This window comes from Methyloceanibacter sp. (assembly GCF_050726195.1).
GTDB lineage: Bacteria > Pseudomonadota > Alphaproteobacteria > Rhizobiales > Methyloligellaceae > Methyloceanibacter.
Genome location: NZ_JBOHJC010000008.1, coordinates 91,253 through 108,955 on the forward strand (window position 1 = coordinate 91,253; position 17,703 = coordinate 108,955).

Genomic DNA, 17,703 nt, shown 5'->3' on the forward strand with positions numbered 1-17,703 from the left:
GGTCGCACTGGCGCTCGCTGCGGGTCTGGCCCGCGAGAATCGCTCCGGCCGGTTCAACCCTACTGGGCTTGTGCTCGGGCTCGTCGAGGCCCAGTTTCGGATCGGCTCTGTAGCGCTCATTGCCGCCACTTTCAGAGTGCTTGTACGTCAAAGTGATGCCAGCTGGACGCCTCGAAAACCCTCGCCTGCTCCATCTTGATCTGATTCAGTTGCGCCTGTGGACGGGCGGAGGGTGATTCGCGATGGCGGGACAGGCTGGTTTTTTCGACGTTGATGAACGGCTTCAGCGATTGAGTGATCTGGGTGATCAGCTTGAGGCCTATGCGGCGACGGTAGATTTCGAGATTTTCCGCTCATCGCTGGAAGCGGCGCTGGCCTATGCGGATGGGGTAAAGGGTGGCCGGCCTCCCTACGATGCGGTGATGATGTTCAAGATCCTGGTGATCCAGGCGCAGAACAATCTGTCTGACGAGCGCACCGAGTTTCTGATCAACGACCGGCTTTCGTTCATGCGCTTCCTCGGGCTGTCGCTCGGCGAGCGAGTTCCGGACGCCAAGACCATCTGGCTGTTCCGCGAACGGCTGACCCGCGCCGGGACGATCGAGACGCTGTTCGACCGCTTCGATCAAGCGGTGCGCGCGGCCGGCTATATTGCCATGGCGGGTCAGATCGTGGATGCGAGCCTCGTCGCCGCGCCGAAGCAGCGCAATACCGATGCCGAGAAGGCGGAGATCAAGGCTGGCCGCATTCCGCCGGAGTGGAGCAACAATCCGGCCAGGTTGCGCCAGAAGGACCGTGATGCACGCTGGACGGTGAAGTTCTCCAAAGCCAAGCCCCGCATCGACGGGACGATGCCGGTCGACATCGCCATTCCGACCTTCGGCTACCAGAACCACATCTCCGCCGATCGCCGCCATGGGCTGATCCGCAAATGGGCGGTGACCGACGCGGCCGCCTATGAGGGCCGCATGCTGCGCCAGGGACTTCTCGACAAGACCAATACCGGTTCACGCCGTGTGGGCCGACACCGCCTACCGCTCGAGGAAGAACGAGGCTTTCCTGGCGCGCAACGGCTTCACCAGCCAGGTCCATCGCAAGAAGCCCGCCGGTCGCCCGATGCCGACGCCGATCCGTCGCGCCAATGGTCGCAAGTCTGCCGTGCGTGCCCGCATCGAGCACGTCTTCGCCGAGCAAAAGGACAGAATGGGCCTCTTCATCCGAACCATTGACCCCGCTCGCGCCAGACTCAAGATCGGGCTCGCCAACCTCGTCTACAACATGAAGCGCTTCATTTGGTTGGAGAGAACTGCGGCGGTGACATAAAGCGGTAAAGCGGGTGAGAGAAACCGGGGCCCTGCCTCCTCAATCAAACGGCTGCAGGCCAACGTCCCGCAGCGAGCTTCAATATTCCCTTAGCCCATACTCCGACGCCCTCAGAGAGGGTAAATCGAGGTGTCCAGCTCAGTTGCAGGTCGCCATCTTCGATGTACGCAAAAGAGACCCCTTCCAAGCCTCGCAGGCTGCCTCCGCTCATCGGACAAGGCAGCCACGACAGTTACGGTTTATCCCCACACTCCCGATCTGCTCGGAAAAATGGTTCCTCCAGGGGAGGATCCTTTGCTTGGCGGTCCACAGCGGGCAAGCAGCAAGAACGCGTAGAGCAGCCAAGCATAGGCGAAATAGAGTTCCTGCACCTCGCTCCAGCGAATCGCTGGACCAATACTGTGCCCTGCAAGCCAGTCCGGCACCTTGATCAGCAGCGCCATGCCCGCGATGAGCACGAGCCGCGCATCCGGCCAGAACGTTGCAGGCAGGAATTTCGCGGTAAGCCGCTGCGGCAGACGCCAGCCGACTGGCACCGCGATACACGTAATCAAAAGCCATAGCTCCACGACGAGACGGGGCTTCTGATTAAACCACGGGCTCATGTTATGCAGGTTGGTTTCGTGCTCGCGATTGTGTGCCTGGAAGAACTCAGGCGCGACCCAGCCGAAATAATATTGGCCCCAATTCAGGTCCTCGCCGACGAAATAGATCATGCCGATGAAGAATAGCAGCAACCACGTCCTCACCTTCCAATTGTGACGAATGGAGGGCTGAAAGAAAGCCACGAGACTGACAATGCCAGCCACGAAGGCGAGCGCTCCCGTTAGGCTTTCCCGAACCCCAACCGGCGATTCCAAGACCCAATAGGTGACCTCGCCGCCCGCGTATCTCGCTGCCAGAACGACCGCGAATATCAGCACTGGCAGGAGCACGTAGAGAGACCAAGACCTTAGCGACCAGTCTCTGGTCAGACTGGGGCGTTCAAGCGAAATGGCAGCGTTGGTCGTGCTCATCGGAATGCCCGCAAAGAGTTCCCGTGAAGGCACGAGGATAGGCTCTTACCGTGTGACTGTCACGGTTCTGTCGCAACACCGGCGCCGGCGCTTAGAAGGGGCGGCGCATAACAGGATTCGTTGTGCCACTTTTCAGCCTGTTTGTGTCCCTAAGCCCAGTGCGGCTACTTGGCTCGTTAAGGAGTCTCGCTTGAATACGTTCGATCGGCGGTGCTGATCTCAATGTCAGCACAAGATGTTTTTCCTCCAGCATTACCTGTTGCCGCCGCGGCGCGGCCGCATGGTGGCAAGCTTTCCGACATCCTGAACGCTGTGGCTGCCGATCAAAGCCGACAGCGTGTCTCCATTGCCGATCTCTTCGAGGTGATGAGGGACCGCGCATTTGGCGCGCTGATGCTCATCTTCGCGGCTCCCAACGTACTGCCGCTGCCGCCAGGGACGTCGACTGTGCTTGGTGCTCCGCTCATATTCCTGGCAGCGCAGCTGGCGCTTGGCCGCCCCAGGCCCTGGCTGCCAAAGCTGATGGCGGCTCGTTCGATGTCACGTGAGGACTTTGCCATCACCATCGGCAGGGTGACACCGTGGCTGGTCAGCGCGGAAAGACTGCTGAAACCACGATTGAGTTTTCTCACGCGCCCCCCATTCGAACAGGTGATTGGCGTCATTTGCCTCGTTCTCGCGATAATCCTGTTTCTGCCAATTCCGCTTGGCAACATGCCGCCGGCCCTGGCGATTTGTTTATTTGCCCTGGCAATCCTCGAGCGGGACGGACTGGCGGCGTTGAGCGGGGCACTTGTGGCTGTGTTGTCGGTCGCGATCGTTTGGGGCGTGCTCTACACTCTCATCAAGAGTGCGATCTTTGTTATCGGTGGCGCCCTTTCTCTTTGAGGCCGTTTCACAGAGCAGTGCAACACCTCTTGGCCGGAACGTAGAGGTGAGATAGACTGGCAATCACGATTTCCCTTCAAAACCTTGCATGCATTAGCCCTGGCCAGCGCCAGGGCTTCTTCTTGTGATCGCTGCAGACGCCTCGGAGTTGTGATTTGCGAGGCAAGGTCTATCCTGCGCAGCCCAGTCCCTTTATCAGCGATTGAGAGGAGATCATGCCTACGGGCGATGGTAGTTGGACCGACATCATGGGAATTTTGTCGGTTCTCGTGCTTGTGGCTGCCAATGGCTTCTTCGTTGCTGCCGAGTTTTCACTTGTCGCCGTCCGCCGAAGCCGAGTCGCGCAGCTGGTCGCGGCAGGCAGGGCGAACGCAAGGGCGCTCCAAAGAGCCATATCTAATCTAGACGCCAACCTTGCCGCGACTCAGCTTGGCATCACCATTTCTTCGCTCGCGCTTGGTTGGATCGGTGAACCTGCTCTAGCGCATCTCATTGAACCTCTTCTATCCGGATGGCTGGGGTCGTTTGCCATCGCTGGCTCTCACGTCATTGCCGTCACAATTGCTTTCATCATCATCACGACCCTCCACATCGTGCTTGGAGAGCTCGCCCCGAAAAGCCTGGCGCTTCAGCGTAGCGAGGGCACGGCCCTTTGGGTTGTCCGCCCCCTCGGGCTATTCCGAGTTTTACTCTGGCCCGCGATCGTCACCCTGAACGGCTTGGGCAACCTGTTGCTGCGGCTCTGCGGTCTGCGTCCGGGTACGGCCGAGGAGGCATTGCATTCGCCGGAGGAGCTAAAGCTCTTGATTGCCGCCAGCCAGGAAGGTGGATTGCTGCAACGGGCGCAGCAGGAGCTGGTCGAGCGCATCTTGAGCATTGGCAATCGCCGTATCACCGACATCATGACCCCGCGCGTTGACGTCGAATGGATCGACGCGGATGCTGACCGGGAGGCGATACTTCGGCGCATTCGCGAATGTCACCATGAGCAGCTTCTGGTTGGAGAGGGGATCATCGATGAGCCGATCGGCATGATCCTGAAGAAAGATTTGCTTGATCAGGTTCTCGACGGCAAGACTCTTGATCCCATGCTGGTCGTTCGCCAACCGATCGCCATTCATGAAGCCATGCCGATCTTCAGAGTTTTGGAGCAGTTCAAGAAAGCCCCAGTTCGACTGGCGACCATTCTCGATGAATACGGCGTGCTGCAAGGAATTGTGACGCAGACCGACTTGCTCGAAGCCATCGCCGGGGAGTTGCCTGAGATTGAGGGCGAGGAGCCCGGCATTATTGAACGCGAGGATAGATCACTTCTGATCGACGGCATGATGTCGGCCCAAGATGCATTCGACCGACTGGCTTTCAAGGTACGACCGGAGGGAGACTTTAACACGGTCGCCGGCTTCGCCCTTCTCGCCTTAGGGCACCTGCCTCAGGCCGGAGAATATTTCGACTATGAGGGCTGGCGCTTCGAAATTGTCGACCTGGATGGGCGCCGCATTGACAAGGTGCTCGCTTTTCCTCCCAAGCCCGAGGAGGGCAGCTAGCGGGCCGGCCCCTATGGTTGAGCTTGGTTATGGTCGAAAACGGTGTGGGCTCGCCGGCTGGGTGAACGTCTGCTAGTGGCACGCAGGTGACGATCTCGAGAGAACGGGCTACGTCAGCTCCTAACTCCAAAGCGAACAGCTACGCGTCGCTAGAGTCGCAATGCATGTTCTGAAAATGACCGTGGGCAGTGCCTAAATAGTGCCTAACCAGGAGCGAGAGAAGCATAACTCATTGATTTTATTGGTAGCGGAGGAGGGACTCGAACCCCCGACACGCGGATTATGATTCCGCTGCTCTAACCAGCTGAGCTACTCCGCCCCAAGCCTGAGGCTGCCACACGCCCGTTAATATATGGGCGCGGGCCCCGCGCGGCGCTATTCCGCCAATTGGCTCTGAAGCCGGCGATATAGGGACCGCCAGTAATTGGTGTCAAGCAAGCGCCGGGCGTGAACGAGGCCGCGGCCGACCGCCCATTTGAGCCGCACCCGCGCCGGCTCGCCGAGTGGGGCTCGCACAGGCGCCCTGCCCCGGTTCGCGATCATCGCGCGCGCCCGCTGCGGTGCAATGCCGTAGCCAGGCTCCTTGACGAACCGGAGCATGGTGAAGAGGCCGAAAGGCCGGAGCGCGCGGCGCTCGGCGAGGCGCAGATCCTCGCAGACCAGGACGCGGTCCATCTCGAACACTGCGTGCCAGCCGATGAGGTCGGCGAACGGGGCGAGTTTCCGCTCGAGAAGACCGCGCACCCCTTCCTCCTGGCTGAAATGATTGACGAGGATCACCTCGCCGCCCGGCGCGCACACCCGCTCCAACTCCCGCATCACCTTGTCCGGATCGGGCACCACGGTCATCACATACATGGCGACCACGGTATCGAAGCTCTCGTCCGGAAAGGCGAGCGCGCTCGCATCCATCTCGTGAAGGCCTTCGATATTGGCGAGCTTGCCGTGCGTGACCTTCTCGCGTGCCTTCTCCAGCATCTCCGGCGAAAGATCGATACCGGTAATGGCGAGATGGCCCTCATAGCAGGACAACGACAGGCCGGTGCCGACGCCGACCTCGAGCACGCGGCCCTTGCGGCTGTTGATGATCTTGACGGCATGCTTGCGGCCCGCCTCGGCGACGCGGCCAAAAGTATAGTCGTAAACCGGCGCCCACCGGCGATAGGCATGGCGCACGGACTCCGTGTCCATCACGGGTGCTTTCGAAGACAACGCTACCTCCCCGGCTTGTGCGGCCGCTTCTTCGGTGCGGCCCTAACGCGACCCGGCCACGACCGCTTCGGCGGCGCCGCGCGAGGCGGATGCCACAAAGCCGTCCTTGGCCAACCAGGCTCCTCCTTCGGCGGACGTTATCCATCCGCCGCCGAGCAGCCGCTCCCCGCCGCTTGTCGCGGCATAAAATACGCAAGCCTGACCGGGAGACACCCCGTCTTCGCCATAAGCAAGCTCGACCAGCGCGCGACCGTTCTCGAGCCGGAGCGTCGCCGGCTGCAACGGTCCCGTCGATCTAATACGTGCCAACACTTCGCACCCGTGCTTGGCGGCCGTCTCGAACGGCTCATCGCCAAGCCAGTTCACGTCGCGCAACGCAACCACGCGTGTCCGCAAGCAATCGCGCGGGCCGACCACAACCTCGCGCCGCGCCGCGTCGAGCCTCACCACGTAGAGCGGCTCCTGCGCCGCCACGCCGATGCCCTTCCGCTGGCCGATCGTGTAGTTGATGATGCCGCCATGTCGGCCGAGCACGCGGCCGTCCACGTGGACGATGTCGCCGGCCTCCGCGGCACCCGGCCGCAAGCGCTCGATCACTTGCGTGTAGCGCCCAGTCGGCACGAAGCAAATGTCCTGGCTGTCCCTCTTCTCGGCAACGGCGAGCCCGAACTCTCGCGCGATCCGCCGCGTCTCCTCCTTGGGGAGGTCGCCGAGCGGAAAGCGCAGGAACTCGAGCTGCTTTCGTGTCGTGGCGAACAGGAAGTAGCTCTGGTCGCGCTCCTTGTCCTCGGCGCGATGGAGCTCCCATCCCGTCTTGCCGGGCATGCTCTTGACATAATGGCCCGTCGCCAGAGCTGCCGCGCCGAGCCCGGCCGCCGTCTCCAAGAGATCGCGGAACTTGATCTTCTGGTTGCAGGCGACGCATGGCACCGGCGTCTCGCCGTGCAGATAGCTGTCGGCGAACTCGCCCATCACGGCTTCCGCGAAACGCGCCTCGTAGTCGAGCACGTAGTGAGGGATCTTAAGGGCGTCAGCCACGCGGCGCGCATCTTGGATGTCCTGGCCGGCACAGCAGGCGCCCTTCCGCCCCACGGCGTGGCCGTGGTCGTAGAGCTGCAGGGTAATGCCGACTACGTCGTAGCCCTCCGCCTTCATCAGTGCGGCGACGACGGAGGAATCCACCCCGCCCGACATGGCAACGACCACTCTGGTGTCGGCCGGGCGGCCGGTAAGGTGCAGGCTGTTAAGCATTGTCGGCTTCAATGATGCCACGGAGTTAGCGGCTCACGTCGATAAGGGAACATGCCCGTAAGGTGGGCGCCCCCTTTGGCGCCGCGCAGTATAGTCGGTCCCCGCCGGGCTCGCGCCAGTTTCTTAGGGGCCGTTGCTGGGCCGAACATAGGAGCCGCCGCCTTAAGAGGCAAGGTCAACCCCGGCCCGGAAGGCCCGGACAAACAGGTCTTCGCGCCGGAGATAGTCCAAGGAATTCAGCAAGTTTTGGCCATTTCCTTGCCGCTTCTTTTACCTGACAGCTTAGGCAATTCTTAAATGCGGCTTGGTAGCTTCCGCAAAGATGTGGCTCATCGAGCGTGTGGTGTTGAGTACGATGACCGAGCATTATAGGCCGCGTGTCAGATATGTGATTGGACCCGACGGCAGCCCCCTGACCGTCGCCGATCTTCCGCCCAAGGATACCAAGCGGTGGGTGATCCGGCGCAAGGCCGAGGTCGTGGCTGCGGTGCGCGGCGGCTTGATCAGTCTGGAAGAGGCGTGCGAGCGCTATACGTTGACCGTCGATGAGTTCCTGAGCTGGCAGCGGTCGATCGACAAGCATGGCCTTCCGGGCCTGCGCGCCACCCGCATCCAGGACTATCGCGGCAGCTAAGCCTTCTCGCCGAGACCTCTGATCCTCCTGACCCGGCGTCTGGCCGGGCAAGGACTGATTTGCTATGGCTCGGCCCATGCGACCCCCTGCCATCTACACCATCGGCTATGAGGGCGCGAGCGTGGCCGCGTTCGTTGGCGCGTTGAAGGAGGCTGGCATCAGCCTCGTGCTCGACATCCGCGCCGTCCCCGCCTCCCGCAAGAAGGGCTTCTCGAAGTCGCCGCTCGCCGCCCATCTCGCCGGCGCCGGCGTCGGCTATCGCCACCTCCGGGCGCTCGGCACGCCGAAACGCGGGCGCGAAGCGGCCCGCAGCGGCGATCTCGCCACTTTCGAGGCGGTGTTCCGCGCCTATCTCGATGAGCCCGAGGCGCTGCTCGACTTCTGTGAGGCTTGCACGCTTGCGCAAAGCGAGCCTGTGTGCCTGCTCTGCTTGGAGCGCGACCCGCACCAATGTCACCGGCTGATCGTGGCCGAGCGCATGGCGCTCGAGACCGGCCAGGACATCCGCCACCTGTTCGCCGAAGGATGACTTTTACTGTGCGGCGGGCTGCGCGGCGACCTTCGGCATCTCTTTGCTGCAGTTCACCTCGCCGCGCTTCCAGCGGTCGATGTCGTACTGCATCTTCGCGGCCTGCTCGGGCATCATTCCGCGGTTCTCGGTCGTCACCACCGTGTAGGCGCCCTCCTGATGGAAGTCGATGGCGTAGGTTGTCTTGCCGGCGCGCCCGAGCTTTTGCGCCTCGTGAATCGTGATCTTCACCTTGCTTCCATCAGGGCTGACATCGGCGCGATAGACATGCTCCGGGAATAGCGGATCGCTCGGATTGAACCAGCATGTCTTGACCCTGCCGCCAAGCATCACATAGGCGTCGACCGGCTTCGCGCTCGCGATCGCCATGCGGCTCCGCGGCGCCGGCAACGCGCCCACGCTCTCGTCCGTGGCCACGGTGGCGGTGCCGCCGCTGCTCGAGCGCCAGCCGCAACCGGCGAGCCAAACGGCGGCCAACATGAGCGCTATGGTGATTCCGACCGGTCTCAACAAGACACTTCCCCGCAAAGCAACCTGTTCATTCCCGAAAGTTCACATATTGCAGTGGCTGCTCCACGTTGAGCCCCTTGACGTGCTGAATCACCGCCTGCAGATCGTCGCGCTTCTTGCCGGTGACCCTGAGCTCGTCGCCCTGGACTGAGATCTGCACCTTGAACTTCCCGTCCTTGACCTCTTTCACCAGGCGCTTCGCCAGTTCGCGATCAATGCCCTGGCGGATCACGGCCTTCTGCCGCACCGCCTGACCGGCCGCCTTCTCTACCGGCTTATAGTCGATAACCCCTGCGTCGATTTTGCGGCGTGCCAGATGGCCTTGGAGCAACTCGTGCATCTGCTTGAGCTTGAGGTCGTCGTCCGCGTTGATGGTGATCTCTGCGTCCTTCCGCTCGATCCGCGCCTGCGAATTCTTGAAGTCGTAGCGTTGGCTCATCTCGCGCGTCATGTTGGCGAGCGCGTTGTCGACCTCGGCGAGGTCGGTCTTGGAGACGATGTCGAACGACGGCATGGGTCCACGCGCGCGCCTTAAGTATCGCTGGGATATTAGCACCTGGGACCAGGATCGGAGCCCCGCTTCACGTCAGAAAGCGCGGTGACGGTGGCCCGGCAGAGGTTCTAAACCGATCAGCTCGCCGCGCGATGCACCCCAACGGCAACGAGTTCCGCCGGTGCTGGAGGCTGCTCCGGGCGCAGGCGATCGTCTCGCTCTTGCAGGAGCTCGATCTTCTTCAGATCCTCGCACGCGTCGTCCAGTTCTCCACGCGCGGCGGCGAGCTTGGCCTCCAGCCCCGAGACCGACGTCGCGAGGTTGTTGCGTCTCTGGATCGCCGCCTTGGCGAAGGTCGGATAGGCGTAGTGGTTGATATCCGAGACCCCGGCCCGCTCCTGCTCGATGGCGATCTGCCGGTCGAGGTCTGAGGCCATATGACTGAACTCGCCAATCATGGCTTCAATCTCGGCAACCTTGCGGCGTTTCTCGTCGACTTCGAAGCGCTTTAAGCGGATGACTGCGTCGCGTGACTTCATGACTCGATACCCTCGGCCTACTCGGATCCCGCTAGGAAATTCAATAACCATGCCAGCCGTGCCCCTGGACCTGTGCCAATGCCTAAAATCAGCAAGACGCCCAAACGGACCATGGCCTTACCGGGACCGGACCCCCCTGCCCCTTCGCCCAGGGATCATGGCCAATAGGGCTTAAGGCTCGGTAAACCATATGGGTTGCATTTAACGGATGCCCGAACCCTGATGGTGTAGGGATGGTTAGCGAGCGTGGTTACCGCTCGCCTTAGGCTTAGCTTTTGTTAACTATTGGGCGTTAATTTGTTGATTCGAATTAACCAAATCTGCGTGTACGTTTTTGGGTCAGGGAACAACCAGGACTGCGAGAAGACGGGGGAATTGAAATGCGGGTTCTTCTGATCGAGGACGACAGCGCGACCGCTCAAAGCATCGAGCTGATGCTGCAGTCGGAAGGTTTCAACGTCTACAAGACGGATTTGGGCGAAGAAGGTGTCGACCTCGGCAAGATTTACGACTACGACATCATCCTTCTCGACTTGAACCTTCCGGATATGAGCGGTTACGAGGTCTTGAAGACTTTGCGAGTGAGCAAGGTCCAGACCCCGATCCTGATCCTCTCTGGCCTCGCCGGCATCGAGGATAAGGTGCGGGGCCTCGGTTTTGGCGCCGACGACTACATGACCAAGCCCTTCCACAAGGACGAGCTTGTCGCCCGGATCCACGCAATCGTGCGGCGGTCGAAGGGCCATGCCCAGTCGGTCATCCAAACGGGCGGCCTCAAGGTCAATCTCGACACCAAGACGGTGGACGTTAACGGCCAGCGTGTTCATCTGACCGGCAAGGAGTATCAGATGCTCGAGCTCCTTTCCTTGCGTAAGGGCACGACCCTGACCAAGGAGATGTTCCTGAACCACCTCTATGGCGGCATGGACGAGCCCGAGCTCAAGATCATCGACGTGTTCATTTGCAAGCTGCGCAAGAAGCTCGCCGCGGCGACCGGCGGCAAGCACTATATCGAGACGGTCTGGGGCCGCGGCTATGTGCTGCGCAATCCCGAGGACGAGTCCGGCGAAGCGGCCGCCTGACGTTCGACGTCTCAGCCCACGAATTCCAGAAGCGCGACGTGGTGGCCGGGCTCGTCCCGGCCACTGCCCGTTTGGGGCCAACGTAGTCGCCGTCCCGCTCCGCGCTAGCTGGAGCCTGCCTTGAGTGAACGTCCCGGCAAGCCTTCCGAGACCGGAAGCCCGGTGACGGCGAACTCCGCCAGCAGCTCCGCGACACTCATGCCACGCGCCCTGGCGCGCGCCTCGAGCAAGCCGGCGGTCTTGGCATCGAGCTCGACAGCGCGGACCTTGCTATCCCGGATCGGCGCGACCGTGGCGGGGCGGTCCAGGGAGGCCAATCCCATGCCCACACGGCTCTGCCCACCGGAAGGCAGCGCCGCCCTGGGCCCAGAAGCCCTTAGCCGACCGGTCCTCTCCATCCTCCCGATCCGCGCGGCGATCACCGCCGGCGCCAGGCAGAAGACGCCGTGACGACCTTCGGGCACCGGCACAAAGTCGGGCGAAAGCCCGCTCGTGGTCTCCGCTGCTCCCAGCACCAGATAGCCGTCGCTTGCAAGCTGACCTGCCAAGCGCGAGAGCACGGCGCTCTTGAGGCGCTCGTCGAAATAGATCAGCACGTTGCGGCAGAAGATGACGTCGAACTCGCCGAGTTCCTGACAGTTGTCGATCAAATTGTGCTCGCGGAAGTCGACCCTGGCCCGGAGCTCCGGCTTGATCTGCCAGCCGTTCGTCACTTTGACGAAGTACCTGACGAGCTTCGACACCGGCAGGCCGCGTTGCACTTCGAACTGGCTGTATACTCCGTTCTTTGCCCGGAGCAGCGCGTCCCCGACGAAGTCCGTGGCCACGATCTCGACCTTCCAGCCGACAAGCTGGGACTTGGCCTCTTCAAGCAGCATGGCCAGCGAATAGGCTTCCTGGCCGGTCGACACGGCGGCACACCAGATTCTGATGCGCCGTGAGGCGCCCCGCCGCTCCATGAGACGCGGCAGCATAACGCCGGTAAAGTACTCGAAGGGCGTCCTGTCCCGATAGAAGTAGGACTCCAACACCGCCACGGCCTGCGCCACGCGCGAACGGAGCTTGTCGGCATCCGGCTTCATCAGCGCCAAGATGAAATGCGCGAAGGACGGAAACTCCAGCTCCTTGACGAGCGGCCTGAGCTTCGCCTCGACGAGGTCCATCTTGTCCGCGCCGAGCTCGATACCGGAGCGCTCCTTGAGAATTCGGCGCACCAGATTGAACTCATGGGGCATCATGGCCGCTCCCCCCGAATGAGTTTCGCGGCGGCGTTGGCGATGGCGAGTGGCGGCAGAAACGCGGCGCACGCCCCGGTCGCCGCGGCCGCCCCCGGCATGCCCCAGATCACGCTCGACGCCTCATCCTGGGCCATCACGCTGCCGCCGGCATCGGCGATGGCCCGCGCGCCTGCCGCCCCGTCCTGACCCATGCCGGTCAGCACAATACCGAGTGCCGCAGGGCCGAAGGCGTCGGCGACGCTCGAAAACAAGGGATCGACCGCCGGCCGGCAAAAATTCACCGGCGCTCCGTCGGTAACGCTTAAGCGAGGCAGGTTCGATTGACGCACCGTCATGTGATGGTTGCCCGGCGCCACGTAAATCGTGCCCGGCACGAGCGGCTCGCCCTCCGTGCCTTCCCTGGTATCGCGCCCGGTCGCCCGCGCCAAACGTTCGGCAAGGATCGTGGTGAACATTGCCGGCATGTGCTGGGCAACCAAAACCGGGATACGGGCGAGCGAGGGCGCAAGCGACCCGAGAAGGCTCGTCAGCGCTTGAGGGCCGCCCGTTGAGCTACCGATGGCGATGATCCGCGGCGGGACCAGAGAGAACGCCCGCTGCCTGAAGGGAAGCACGGCCCTCGTGGCTTCGCCGCGCGCGATTGGGCGTTGCCGCACGCCGCCAAGTGCCTTGACCTTGCGCAGCACCTCGTCCCGGAAATCCGGAAGGGTGGTGATCTCGCGATTGGTCTCCGGCTTCGGCACGTAGTCGAGCGCGCCGAGCGCCAGCGCCTTGAAACTGATTTCCGCGTTGCGCTTCGTAAGGGTGGAGACCATCAACACGCGAACGTCCGGCCGCGCCCGCAGCAAGAGTGGCAGCGCCTCGAGCCCGTCCATCACCGGCATATCGATGTCGAGCAGGATGACGTCCGGCGCGCTTCGCGTCACATCCTGAACGGCGAGCTTGCCATTCGCGTGGCGCGCCACCACCTCGAGCCCCCGCTCCTCTTCGAGCCAGCGCGACACGATCCCGCGCACGACAGCCGAATCGTCGACCACCATCACCTTGACTGGCTTCTCGACGGGCAGTTGCTCCGCCGGAGCGACCGCCTCGGCTTGCATGGTCGCACTTTGGCCCAAGCTGGTCATTCTTCCTGGGCCTAGATCAGGCCGACCTCGTGAAACTTGGCCTCGATGATGTCGCGGTCGAACGGCTTCATGATGTACTCGTTGGCGCCTGCCGTGATCGCGCGGGTAATGTGCTCCACGTCGTTCTCCGTCGTGCAGAAGATCACCTTGGGCGTCTCACCGCCATGCTCCTTGCGCAGCGCGACGAGGAACGCGATGCCGTCCATTACCGGCATATTCCAGTCGAGCAGCACGGCATCGGGCATTGAAACGCGGCATTGATCGAGCGCCTCGCGCCCGTTTTCGGCTTCCGACGACGAAAAGCTGAGTTCGTCGAGGATACGCCTCGCCACTTTGCGGATGACGGCGCTGTCATCCACGACCAGACAATGCTTCATGGGTTCTCCTCCGCGAAAGCCGCCTCAGGCGGCAGCGCCGAACTGACTGAAATCAAGCAGCTTATTGACATCGAGCACGACCATCAGATCGTCATCGAGCCGGTAAACGCCACAACAGACCTGCGCCCAACGTGGGTCGAGATTGGTGGGATTGGCTTCGTAGCTCGAGGGCTTGAGCCACAGGACGTCACCGATCTGATCGGCAATGAGCCCGTAGAGCTCGCCGCGCTCCTCGATGCCGACCGCGACCGTCGGCGCGCCCTCCCCGCGAGACGGCAAACCAAGACGCCGGCGGAGATCGAGCGCGGTGACGATCCTGCCGCGCAGGTTGAGGACCCCGGCCACCTCCGGTGGCGCCAAGGGCACGCGCGACAGGCCCTGTGGCACGAAGACGTCGCGCACCCGCTCAAGCGGCAGCCCGAAGAGCTGGCCTGCCGTCTTGACCGTAACGAAGCCTTCGGTTGCCTTCTCGCCGTTGTCGCCGTTCATGCCGCCGCACCCCATCCTTTGACGCAATCTTGAAGCGCATGCATCAGCTTCTGCCGGTCGAACTTGCCGACATAGTTTTCGAAACCTGCCGCGCGGCTCCGCTCCATGAGCCGTGGGTTGAGATGGGAGGAGAGCGCGATCAGCGGAACTTTGCTCCAGGTCGGATCGGCCTTGATCTGTTCGGCGAGCGCGATCCCGTCCATGCCCGGCATGTCGATGTCGCTGATGATGAGATCGAAGCGTTCGCCCTTGTCCTTGAGCGCAAGCGCCTCCTCGCCGGACGCGGCCAGCGCGACCTCGTAGCCGCTCGCCTTGAGCAACGGCGCCAGCATGTTGCGGAAAAACTGGCTGTCGTCGACGAGCAGCACCCTGAGCTCGCGAACTTCGTCCAGTGTGCCCCGTAGATGCTGGGCGAAGACCGCGCCCAGATAGTGCGACACATCGACGATCTCGACCGCCTTGCCGCGAATGATCGCCCCGCCGATCACCCCCGGCGTCTCGGCCTTGAGGTCGATGGTCAAGGGCTCCTCGACGATGTCGACGATCTCATCGATGGCGAGCCCCGCGGGGTGCTCACCTTCCGTGAATACCAGGACCGGCTGCACGCCGCTCTCGCGCGGCACACGATCGGCCTGGATGTAGACGATGGGCATCAGCGCCCCGCGATACTGCACGACGTCCTGGCCGTTGCAGTTCTCGATGGCCTCGATCGCGACTTCCTCGAGCCGCGTGATCAAGGACAACGGTACCGCCTTCAAGGTCTTGGCGCCGGCTCGGAATAGCAGCAGCGCCGTACGGCTTTCCTCGGCTTTGTCCGTCTCGGGGGGGGCCACATGCGCGGCTTCCACCTGCGTATCGAGCGAACCCGCAATCGCACCCACGGCGTTGGGGTCGATGATCATGATGACGCTGCCATCGCCGAGGATCGTGGTGCCTGAGAACATGGTGACATGGCGCAGCAGGCTCGACATCGGTTTGACGACGATCTCCTCCGTGCGGAACACCTTGTCGACCAGCACGCCGAACAGGCTCGCGCCAACTTGAATGACGACCGCCGTGAGGCTCGTGTCCCGCACACGCTCCAAACTCGGCTCCGCGCTCTTGATGCCCAGCAACTGGGAAAAATCCAGCAATGGCAGGAGCTTGGCCCGCAGGCGCAGCACCGGCGTATCGTTGATCAGCACGACGGGATGGCCCGCGGCCTCGCCGGTCCGCACCAGCTCGATCACACTGAATTGCGGTATGGCAAATCGCTCGCCGCCAACTTCGACGATGAGCGCCGCCATGATCGCCAAGGTCAGGGGGATCTTGATGACGAAGGTGGTGCCGACAGACGACGTCGACTTCAGATCGACCGTGCCGCCGATCAACTCGATGTTGTTGCGCACCACGTCCATGCCGACGCCGCGGCCGGAGACCTCGCTGACGGCACTGGCGGTGGAGAAGCCCGGCTTGAAGATGAACTTGACGGTATCGAGATCGCTCATGCGATCGAGTTCAGCCAAGGTGGTAAGGCCGTTTTCGAGCGCCTTGGCCCGAACCCGCTGCACGTCGAGCCCGCGCCCGTCGTCGGCCACCTCGATGACGATATAGCCGCCCTGCTGGTAGGCGCTAAGCTTGATCCGCCCGGTGTCCGGCTTGCCGGCCCTTACCCGCTCAGCCAGCAACTCCAACCCATGGTCCGCCGAATTGCGGATCATGTGGGTGAGCGGATCCTTGATCATCTCGAGAACCTGACGGTCGAGCTCGGTCTCGCCGCCGGTCATGTCGAGCTCGATCTTCTTGCCGAGCTCGAGCGAGAGCTCCCGCACTAATCGCGGCAGCTTCTGCCAGGCATTGGCGATGGGCTGCATGCGGGCCTTCATGATCCCTTCTTGCAGCTCCATCGTCACGTTGGAGAGCCGCTGCAGGGGCGTCTTGAACTCGCTGTCACCCCTGCGGCGCACGAGATCGAGCAATTGATTGCGGGTGAGCACGAGCTCGCTCACCGTCGTCATGAGGTGTTCGAGCGTCTCGACGGAGACCCGGACGGTTTGCACTCTGGCCGCCAGCCCTTTGGTGCCATTCTCGGACGCCAGCCCGCGGTCGTCCCCGCCCACCACCATCGTCGCCCTCGCCGGCTCTGGTTTCGACCCAAATTCCGGCAGCGGGTCTGGTCCAGGCGTCTCGCGCCATGCCCGCTCCAGCTCCTCGAGTGTGGCGAGACCAGGCGTGGCAAGCCCTACCCTATCCATGCCGGGCTCGGGCGCATTCCACGGGATTGGACCATCGCCGCCGCTGTGCCCAAGCGCGCTCACTTCGGCGAGGGCCTGAAGCCTATCGATCAGATCGGCGTCCGACCCAGGCGGCTCCACCCCATCTCCTTCGAGCCCCGACAAAATCTCCTTGATACGATCGATGCTGGCCAGGATGACGCTGACGCCTTCCACCGTGACGGCCGCGCCGGCGCGATACTGGCCCATGAGCGTCTCGGCGGCGTGCGCCAACTTGGCCAGCCGGTCTAGCCCCAAGAACCCGCAGGTCCCCTTGACGGTGTGGACCAGCCGGAAGATAGCGTTGAGCATGTCGGCGTCGTTGGGCTCCTGCTCGAAACGCACGAGGTCGACGTCGATTTGGTCGAGACGCTCGCCGGTCTCGGTCAGGAACTCAGCCAGCAACTCGTCCATCGCCCACCCTCGACGCAAATCGGAGCGATTCGCGCCTCATGCCCCCGTACAAGCTTGGGCTGTGATTGTCGGCGAAGTCTGGTTTACGCTTCGTTGACCAGCCCGTGGATTTCGCCTTGGAGCGGTCAATTTCAGGGATCAGGCGGCCTTGAACACGACCTCTCCGTCAGTCACCTCGGCGGTCAGGGTCATGCCCGCCGCCGCCGCCACCCGGCGCGCGTAATAGGGTTGGATCGAGTGGGCATCGATCTCGACCCCGTTCGCTCCCGACAGCAGGGACTTCACCTGGTCGTTGAGCCGCGCCGCGTCGCCTTTGGCACGGACGGTCAAGTTCACGCCCGGCGGCGAACCGTCGATCTCGACGTTCACCGTGCCGCCGCGCGGCAGCGCCACGACCCCAAGCGCCACGAGATTGAGCAGGAGCTTCACTCTGTCCTTGGGCAGGGTGACCGAAGGCCCCTGCCAGGTCACTTGATGCTTGCCGCTCCCCTGCACGAAATCACGCGCCACCTTCTCGGCGTCGCCAAGATCGATTTCGGCGCCGGAAGACCCCGCCGCGCCGAAGGCGAGGCGGGCGAATTGCAGCTTGGCCGAGGCTTGCGACGCGCTCTTGCGGATGAGGTCCATGGCGGCCTCGCGCATGCCCTCGTCCGGATCCTCGCTGAGCATCTCCAAGCCATTGGAGATCGCCGACACCGGATTGATCACGTCGTGGCAGATGCGGCTCGAAACAAGCGCCGCGAGTTCCAAATCGCCAAGTGCCGTCGGCTCGGTCATAGCCT

17 protein-coding genes, 1 tRNA gene and 1 pseudogene are annotated in these 17,703 nt (G+C 62.8%); 6 read left to right on the forward strand and 13 right to left on the reverse strand.

What is annotated here, in order from left to right; all coding sequences use genetic code 11:
• Window positions 1-242: 242 nt before the first annotated feature.
• Window positions 243-1,323: pseudogene (locus tag ACRECX_RS07555) on the forward strand (IS5 family transposase).
• Between the two features lie 239 nt (window positions 1,324-1,562).
• Here the strand turns inward: ACRECX_RS07555 and ACRECX_RS07560 are convergent.
• A complete protein-coding gene (locus tag ACRECX_RS07560; protein WP_431558215.1) occupies window positions 1,563-2,339 on the reverse strand; it encodes a hypothetical protein in 777 nt (258 codons plus the stop codon).
• A 222-nt stretch (window positions 2,340-2,561) separates the two neighbouring features.
• Between ACRECX_RS07560 and ACRECX_RS07565 the strand changes: the two genes are divergently transcribed.
• Together ACRECX_RS07565 and ACRECX_RS07570 are read left to right on the forward strand one after the other, a co-directional pair.
• Entirely contained in the window at window positions 2,562-3,227 is a 666-nt protein-coding gene (locus ACRECX_RS07565) for an exopolysaccharide biosynthesis protein (protein ID WP_431558216.1), read from the forward strand.
• A gap of 215 nt (window positions 3,228-3,442) precedes the next feature.
• Window positions 3,443-4,774: a hemolysin family protein gene (locus ACRECX_RS07570; protein WP_431558217.1), complete on the forward strand. Its 1,332-nt coding sequence runs from the start codon at window positions 3,443-3,445 to the stop codon at window positions 4,772-4,774.
• Between the two features lie 242 nt (window positions 4,775-5,016).
• Here the strand turns inward: ACRECX_RS07570 and ACRECX_RS07575 are convergent.
• The 3 genes from ACRECX_RS07575 to mnmA all read right to left on the reverse strand — a co-directional run bounded on the left by ACRECX_RS07575 (window position 5,017) and on the right by mnmA (window position 7,237).
• Window positions 5,017-5,093, reverse strand: a tRNA-Met gene (locus tag ACRECX_RS07575).
• A 56-nt stretch (window positions 5,094-5,149) separates the two neighbouring features.
• A complete protein-coding gene (locus ACRECX_RS07580) occupies window positions 5,150-5,965 on the reverse strand; it encodes a class I SAM-dependent methyltransferase (RefSeq protein ID WP_431558218.1) in 816 nt (271 codons plus the stop codon).
• 63 nt (window positions 5,966-6,028) lie between these two features.
• Window positions 6,029-7,237, reverse strand: a complete 1,209-nt coding sequence (mnmA, locus tag ACRECX_RS07585) for a tRNA 2-thiouridine(34) synthase MnmA (protein ID WP_431558219.1) — start codon at window positions 7,235-7,237, stop codon at window positions 6,029-6,031.
• Between the two features lie 355 nt (window positions 7,238-7,592).
• Here mnmA and ACRECX_RS07590 point away from each other — a divergent pair, with 355 nt between their 5' ends.
• The gene (locus ACRECX_RS07590) at window positions 7,593-7,871 is read left to right on the forward strand and encodes a DUF1153 domain-containing protein (RefSeq protein ID WP_431558220.1); all 279 of its coding nucleotides are present in this window, start codon (window positions 7,593-7,595) and stop codon (window positions 7,869-7,871) included.
• A 76-nt stretch (window positions 7,872-7,947) separates the two neighbouring features.
• Window positions 7,948-8,400 carry a DUF488 family protein gene (locus tag ACRECX_RS07595; RefSeq protein WP_431558221.1) on the forward strand — a complete coding sequence of 151 codons (453 nt, stop codon included), beginning with the start codon at window positions 7,948-7,950 and terminating at the stop codon, window positions 8,398-8,400.
• 3 nt (window positions 8,401-8,403) lie between these two features.
• Here ACRECX_RS07595 and ACRECX_RS07600 read toward each other — a convergent pair whose 3' ends face one another.
• The 3 genes from ACRECX_RS07600 to ACRECX_RS07610 all read right to left on the reverse strand — a co-directional run bounded on the left by ACRECX_RS07600 (window position 8,404) and on the right by ACRECX_RS07610 (window position 9,942).
• Window positions 8,404-8,910 carry a hypothetical protein gene (locus tag ACRECX_RS07600; RefSeq protein WP_431558222.1) on the reverse strand — a complete coding sequence of 169 codons (507 nt, stop codon included), beginning with the start codon at window positions 8,908-8,910 and terminating at the stop codon, window positions 8,404-8,406.
• A 28-nt stretch (window positions 8,911-8,938) separates the two neighbouring features.
• A complete protein-coding gene (locus ACRECX_RS07605; protein WP_431558223.1) occupies window positions 8,939-9,424 on the reverse strand; it encodes a YajQ family cyclic di-GMP-binding protein in 486 nt (161 codons plus the stop codon).
• 116 nt (window positions 9,425-9,540) lie between these two features.
• Window positions 9,541-9,942, reverse strand: a complete 402-nt coding sequence (locus tag ACRECX_RS07610; RefSeq protein WP_431558224.1) for a flagellar export protein FliJ — start codon at window positions 9,940-9,942, stop codon at window positions 9,541-9,543.
• Window positions 9,943-10,322: 380 nt separating this feature from the next.
• On the opposite strand from ACRECX_RS07610, the gene ctrA reads away from it, so the two are divergent.
• Window positions 10,323-11,024: a response regulator transcription factor CtrA gene (gene ctrA / locus ACRECX_RS07615; RefSeq protein ID WP_431558225.1), complete on the forward strand. Its 702-nt coding sequence runs from the start codon at window positions 10,323-10,325 to the stop codon at window positions 11,022-11,024.
• A gap of 104 nt (window positions 11,025-11,128) precedes the next feature.
• Here ctrA and ACRECX_RS07620 read toward each other — a convergent pair whose 3' ends face one another.
• The 6 genes from ACRECX_RS07620 to chpT all read right to left on the reverse strand — a co-directional run bounded on the left by ACRECX_RS07620 (window position 11,129) and on the right by chpT (window position 17,698).
• Window positions 11,129-12,262 carry a CheR family methyltransferase gene (locus tag ACRECX_RS07620; protein WP_431558226.1) on the reverse strand — a complete coding sequence of 378 codons (1,134 nt, stop codon included), beginning with the start codon at window positions 12,260-12,262 and terminating at the stop codon, window positions 11,129-11,131.
• Complete coding sequence (gene cheB / locus ACRECX_RS07625; protein ID WP_431558271.1) at window positions 12,259-13,362, reverse strand: chemotaxis-specific protein-glutamate methyltransferase CheB; 1,104 nt, start codon at window positions 13,360-13,362, stop codon at window positions 12,259-12,261. The genes ACRECX_RS07620 and cheB overlap by 4 nt, the downstream gene beginning before the upstream one ends.
• A 38-nt stretch (window positions 13,363-13,400) precedes the next feature.
• Window positions 13,401-13,766 (reverse strand): response regulator, encoded by a 366-nt coding sequence (locus ACRECX_RS07630; RefSeq protein ID WP_431558227.1) that lies wholly within the window; start codon window positions 13,764-13,766, stop codon window positions 13,401-13,403.
• 24 nt (window positions 13,767-13,790) lie between these two features.
• Window positions 13,791-14,255, reverse strand: a complete 465-nt coding sequence (locus tag ACRECX_RS07635; RefSeq protein WP_431558228.1) for a chemotaxis protein CheW — start codon at window positions 14,253-14,255, stop codon at window positions 13,791-13,793.
• Complete coding sequence (locus tag ACRECX_RS07640) at window positions 14,252-16,921, reverse strand: chemotaxis protein CheW (protein WP_431558229.1); 2,670 nt, start codon at window positions 16,919-16,921, stop codon at window positions 14,252-14,254. Before ACRECX_RS07640 ends, ACRECX_RS07635 begins: the two co-directional genes overlap by 4 nt.
• A gap of 138 nt (window positions 16,922-17,059) precedes the next feature.
• Window positions 17,060-17,698 (reverse strand): histidine phosphotransferase ChpT, encoded by a 639-nt coding sequence (chpT, locus tag ACRECX_RS07645; protein WP_431558230.1) that lies wholly within the window; start codon window positions 17,696-17,698, stop codon window positions 17,060-17,062.
• Window positions 17,699-17,703 lie beyond the last annotated feature (5 nt).

Excerpts from the sequence above, each read along its gene's own strand:
- ACRECX_RS07610 (WP_431558224.1), bottom strand. The coding sequence starts at position 9,942 with ATGAAGTCACGCGACGCAGTCATCCGCTTAAAGCGCTTCGAAGTCGAC.
- ACRECX_RS07605 (WP_431558223.1), bottom strand. The coding sequence starts at position 9,424 with ATGCCGTCGTTCGACATCGTCTCCAAGACCGACCTCGCCGAGGTCGAC.
- ACRECX_RS07565 (WP_431558216.1), top strand. The coding sequence starts at position 2,562 with ATGTCAGCACAAGATGTTTTTCCTCCAGCATTACCTGTTGCCGCCGCG.
- ACRECX_RS07580 (WP_431558218.1), bottom strand. The coding sequence starts at position 5,965 with ATGGACACGGAGTCCGTGCGCCATGCCTATCGCCGGTGGGCGCCGGTT.
- chpT (WP_431558230.1), bottom strand. The coding sequence starts at position 17,698 with ATGACCGAGCCGACGGCACTTGGCGATTTGGAACTCGCGGCGCTTGTT.
- ACRECX_RS07640 (WP_431558229.1), bottom strand. The coding sequence starts at position 16,921 with ATGGACGAGTTGCTGGCTGAGTTCCTGACCGAGACCGGCGAGCGTCTC.
- ACRECX_RS07635 (WP_431558228.1), bottom strand. The coding sequence starts at position 14,255 with ATGAACGGCGACAACGGCGAGAAGGCAACCGAAGGCTTCGTTACGGTC.
- mnmA (WP_431558219.1), bottom strand. The coding sequence starts at position 7,237 with ATGCTTAACAGCCTGCACCTTACCGGCCGCCCGGCCGACACCAGAGTG.
- ACRECX_RS07620 (WP_431558226.1), bottom strand. The coding sequence starts at position 12,262 with ATGATGCCCCATGAGTTCAATCTGGTGCGCCGAATTCTCAAGGAGCGC.
- ACRECX_RS07630 (WP_431558227.1), bottom strand. The coding sequence starts at position 13,766 with ATGAAGCATTGTCTGGTCGTGGATGACAGCGCCGTCATCCGCAAAGTG.
- ctrA (WP_431558225.1), top strand. The coding sequence starts at position 10,323 with ATGCGGGTTCTTCTGATCGAGGACGACAGCGCGACCGCTCAAAGCATC.
- ACRECX_RS07570 (WP_431558217.1), top strand. The coding sequence starts at position 3,443 with ATGCCTACGGGCGATGGTAGTTGGACCGACATCATGGGAATTTTGTCG.
- ACRECX_RS07590 (WP_431558220.1), top strand. The coding sequence starts at position 7,593 with ATGACCGAGCATTATAGGCCGCGTGTCAGATATGTGATTGGACCCGAC.
- ACRECX_RS07595 (WP_431558221.1), top strand. The coding sequence starts at position 7,948 with ATGCGACCCCCTGCCATCTACACCATCGGCTATGAGGGCGCGAGCGTG.
- ACRECX_RS07560 (WP_431558215.1), bottom strand. The coding sequence starts at position 2,339 with ATGAGCACGACCAACGCTGCCATTTCGCTTGAACGCCCCAGTCTGACC.
- cheB (WP_431558271.1), bottom strand. The coding sequence starts at position 13,362 with ATGCAAGCCGAGGCGGTCGCTCCGGCGGAGCAACTGCCCGTCGAGAAG.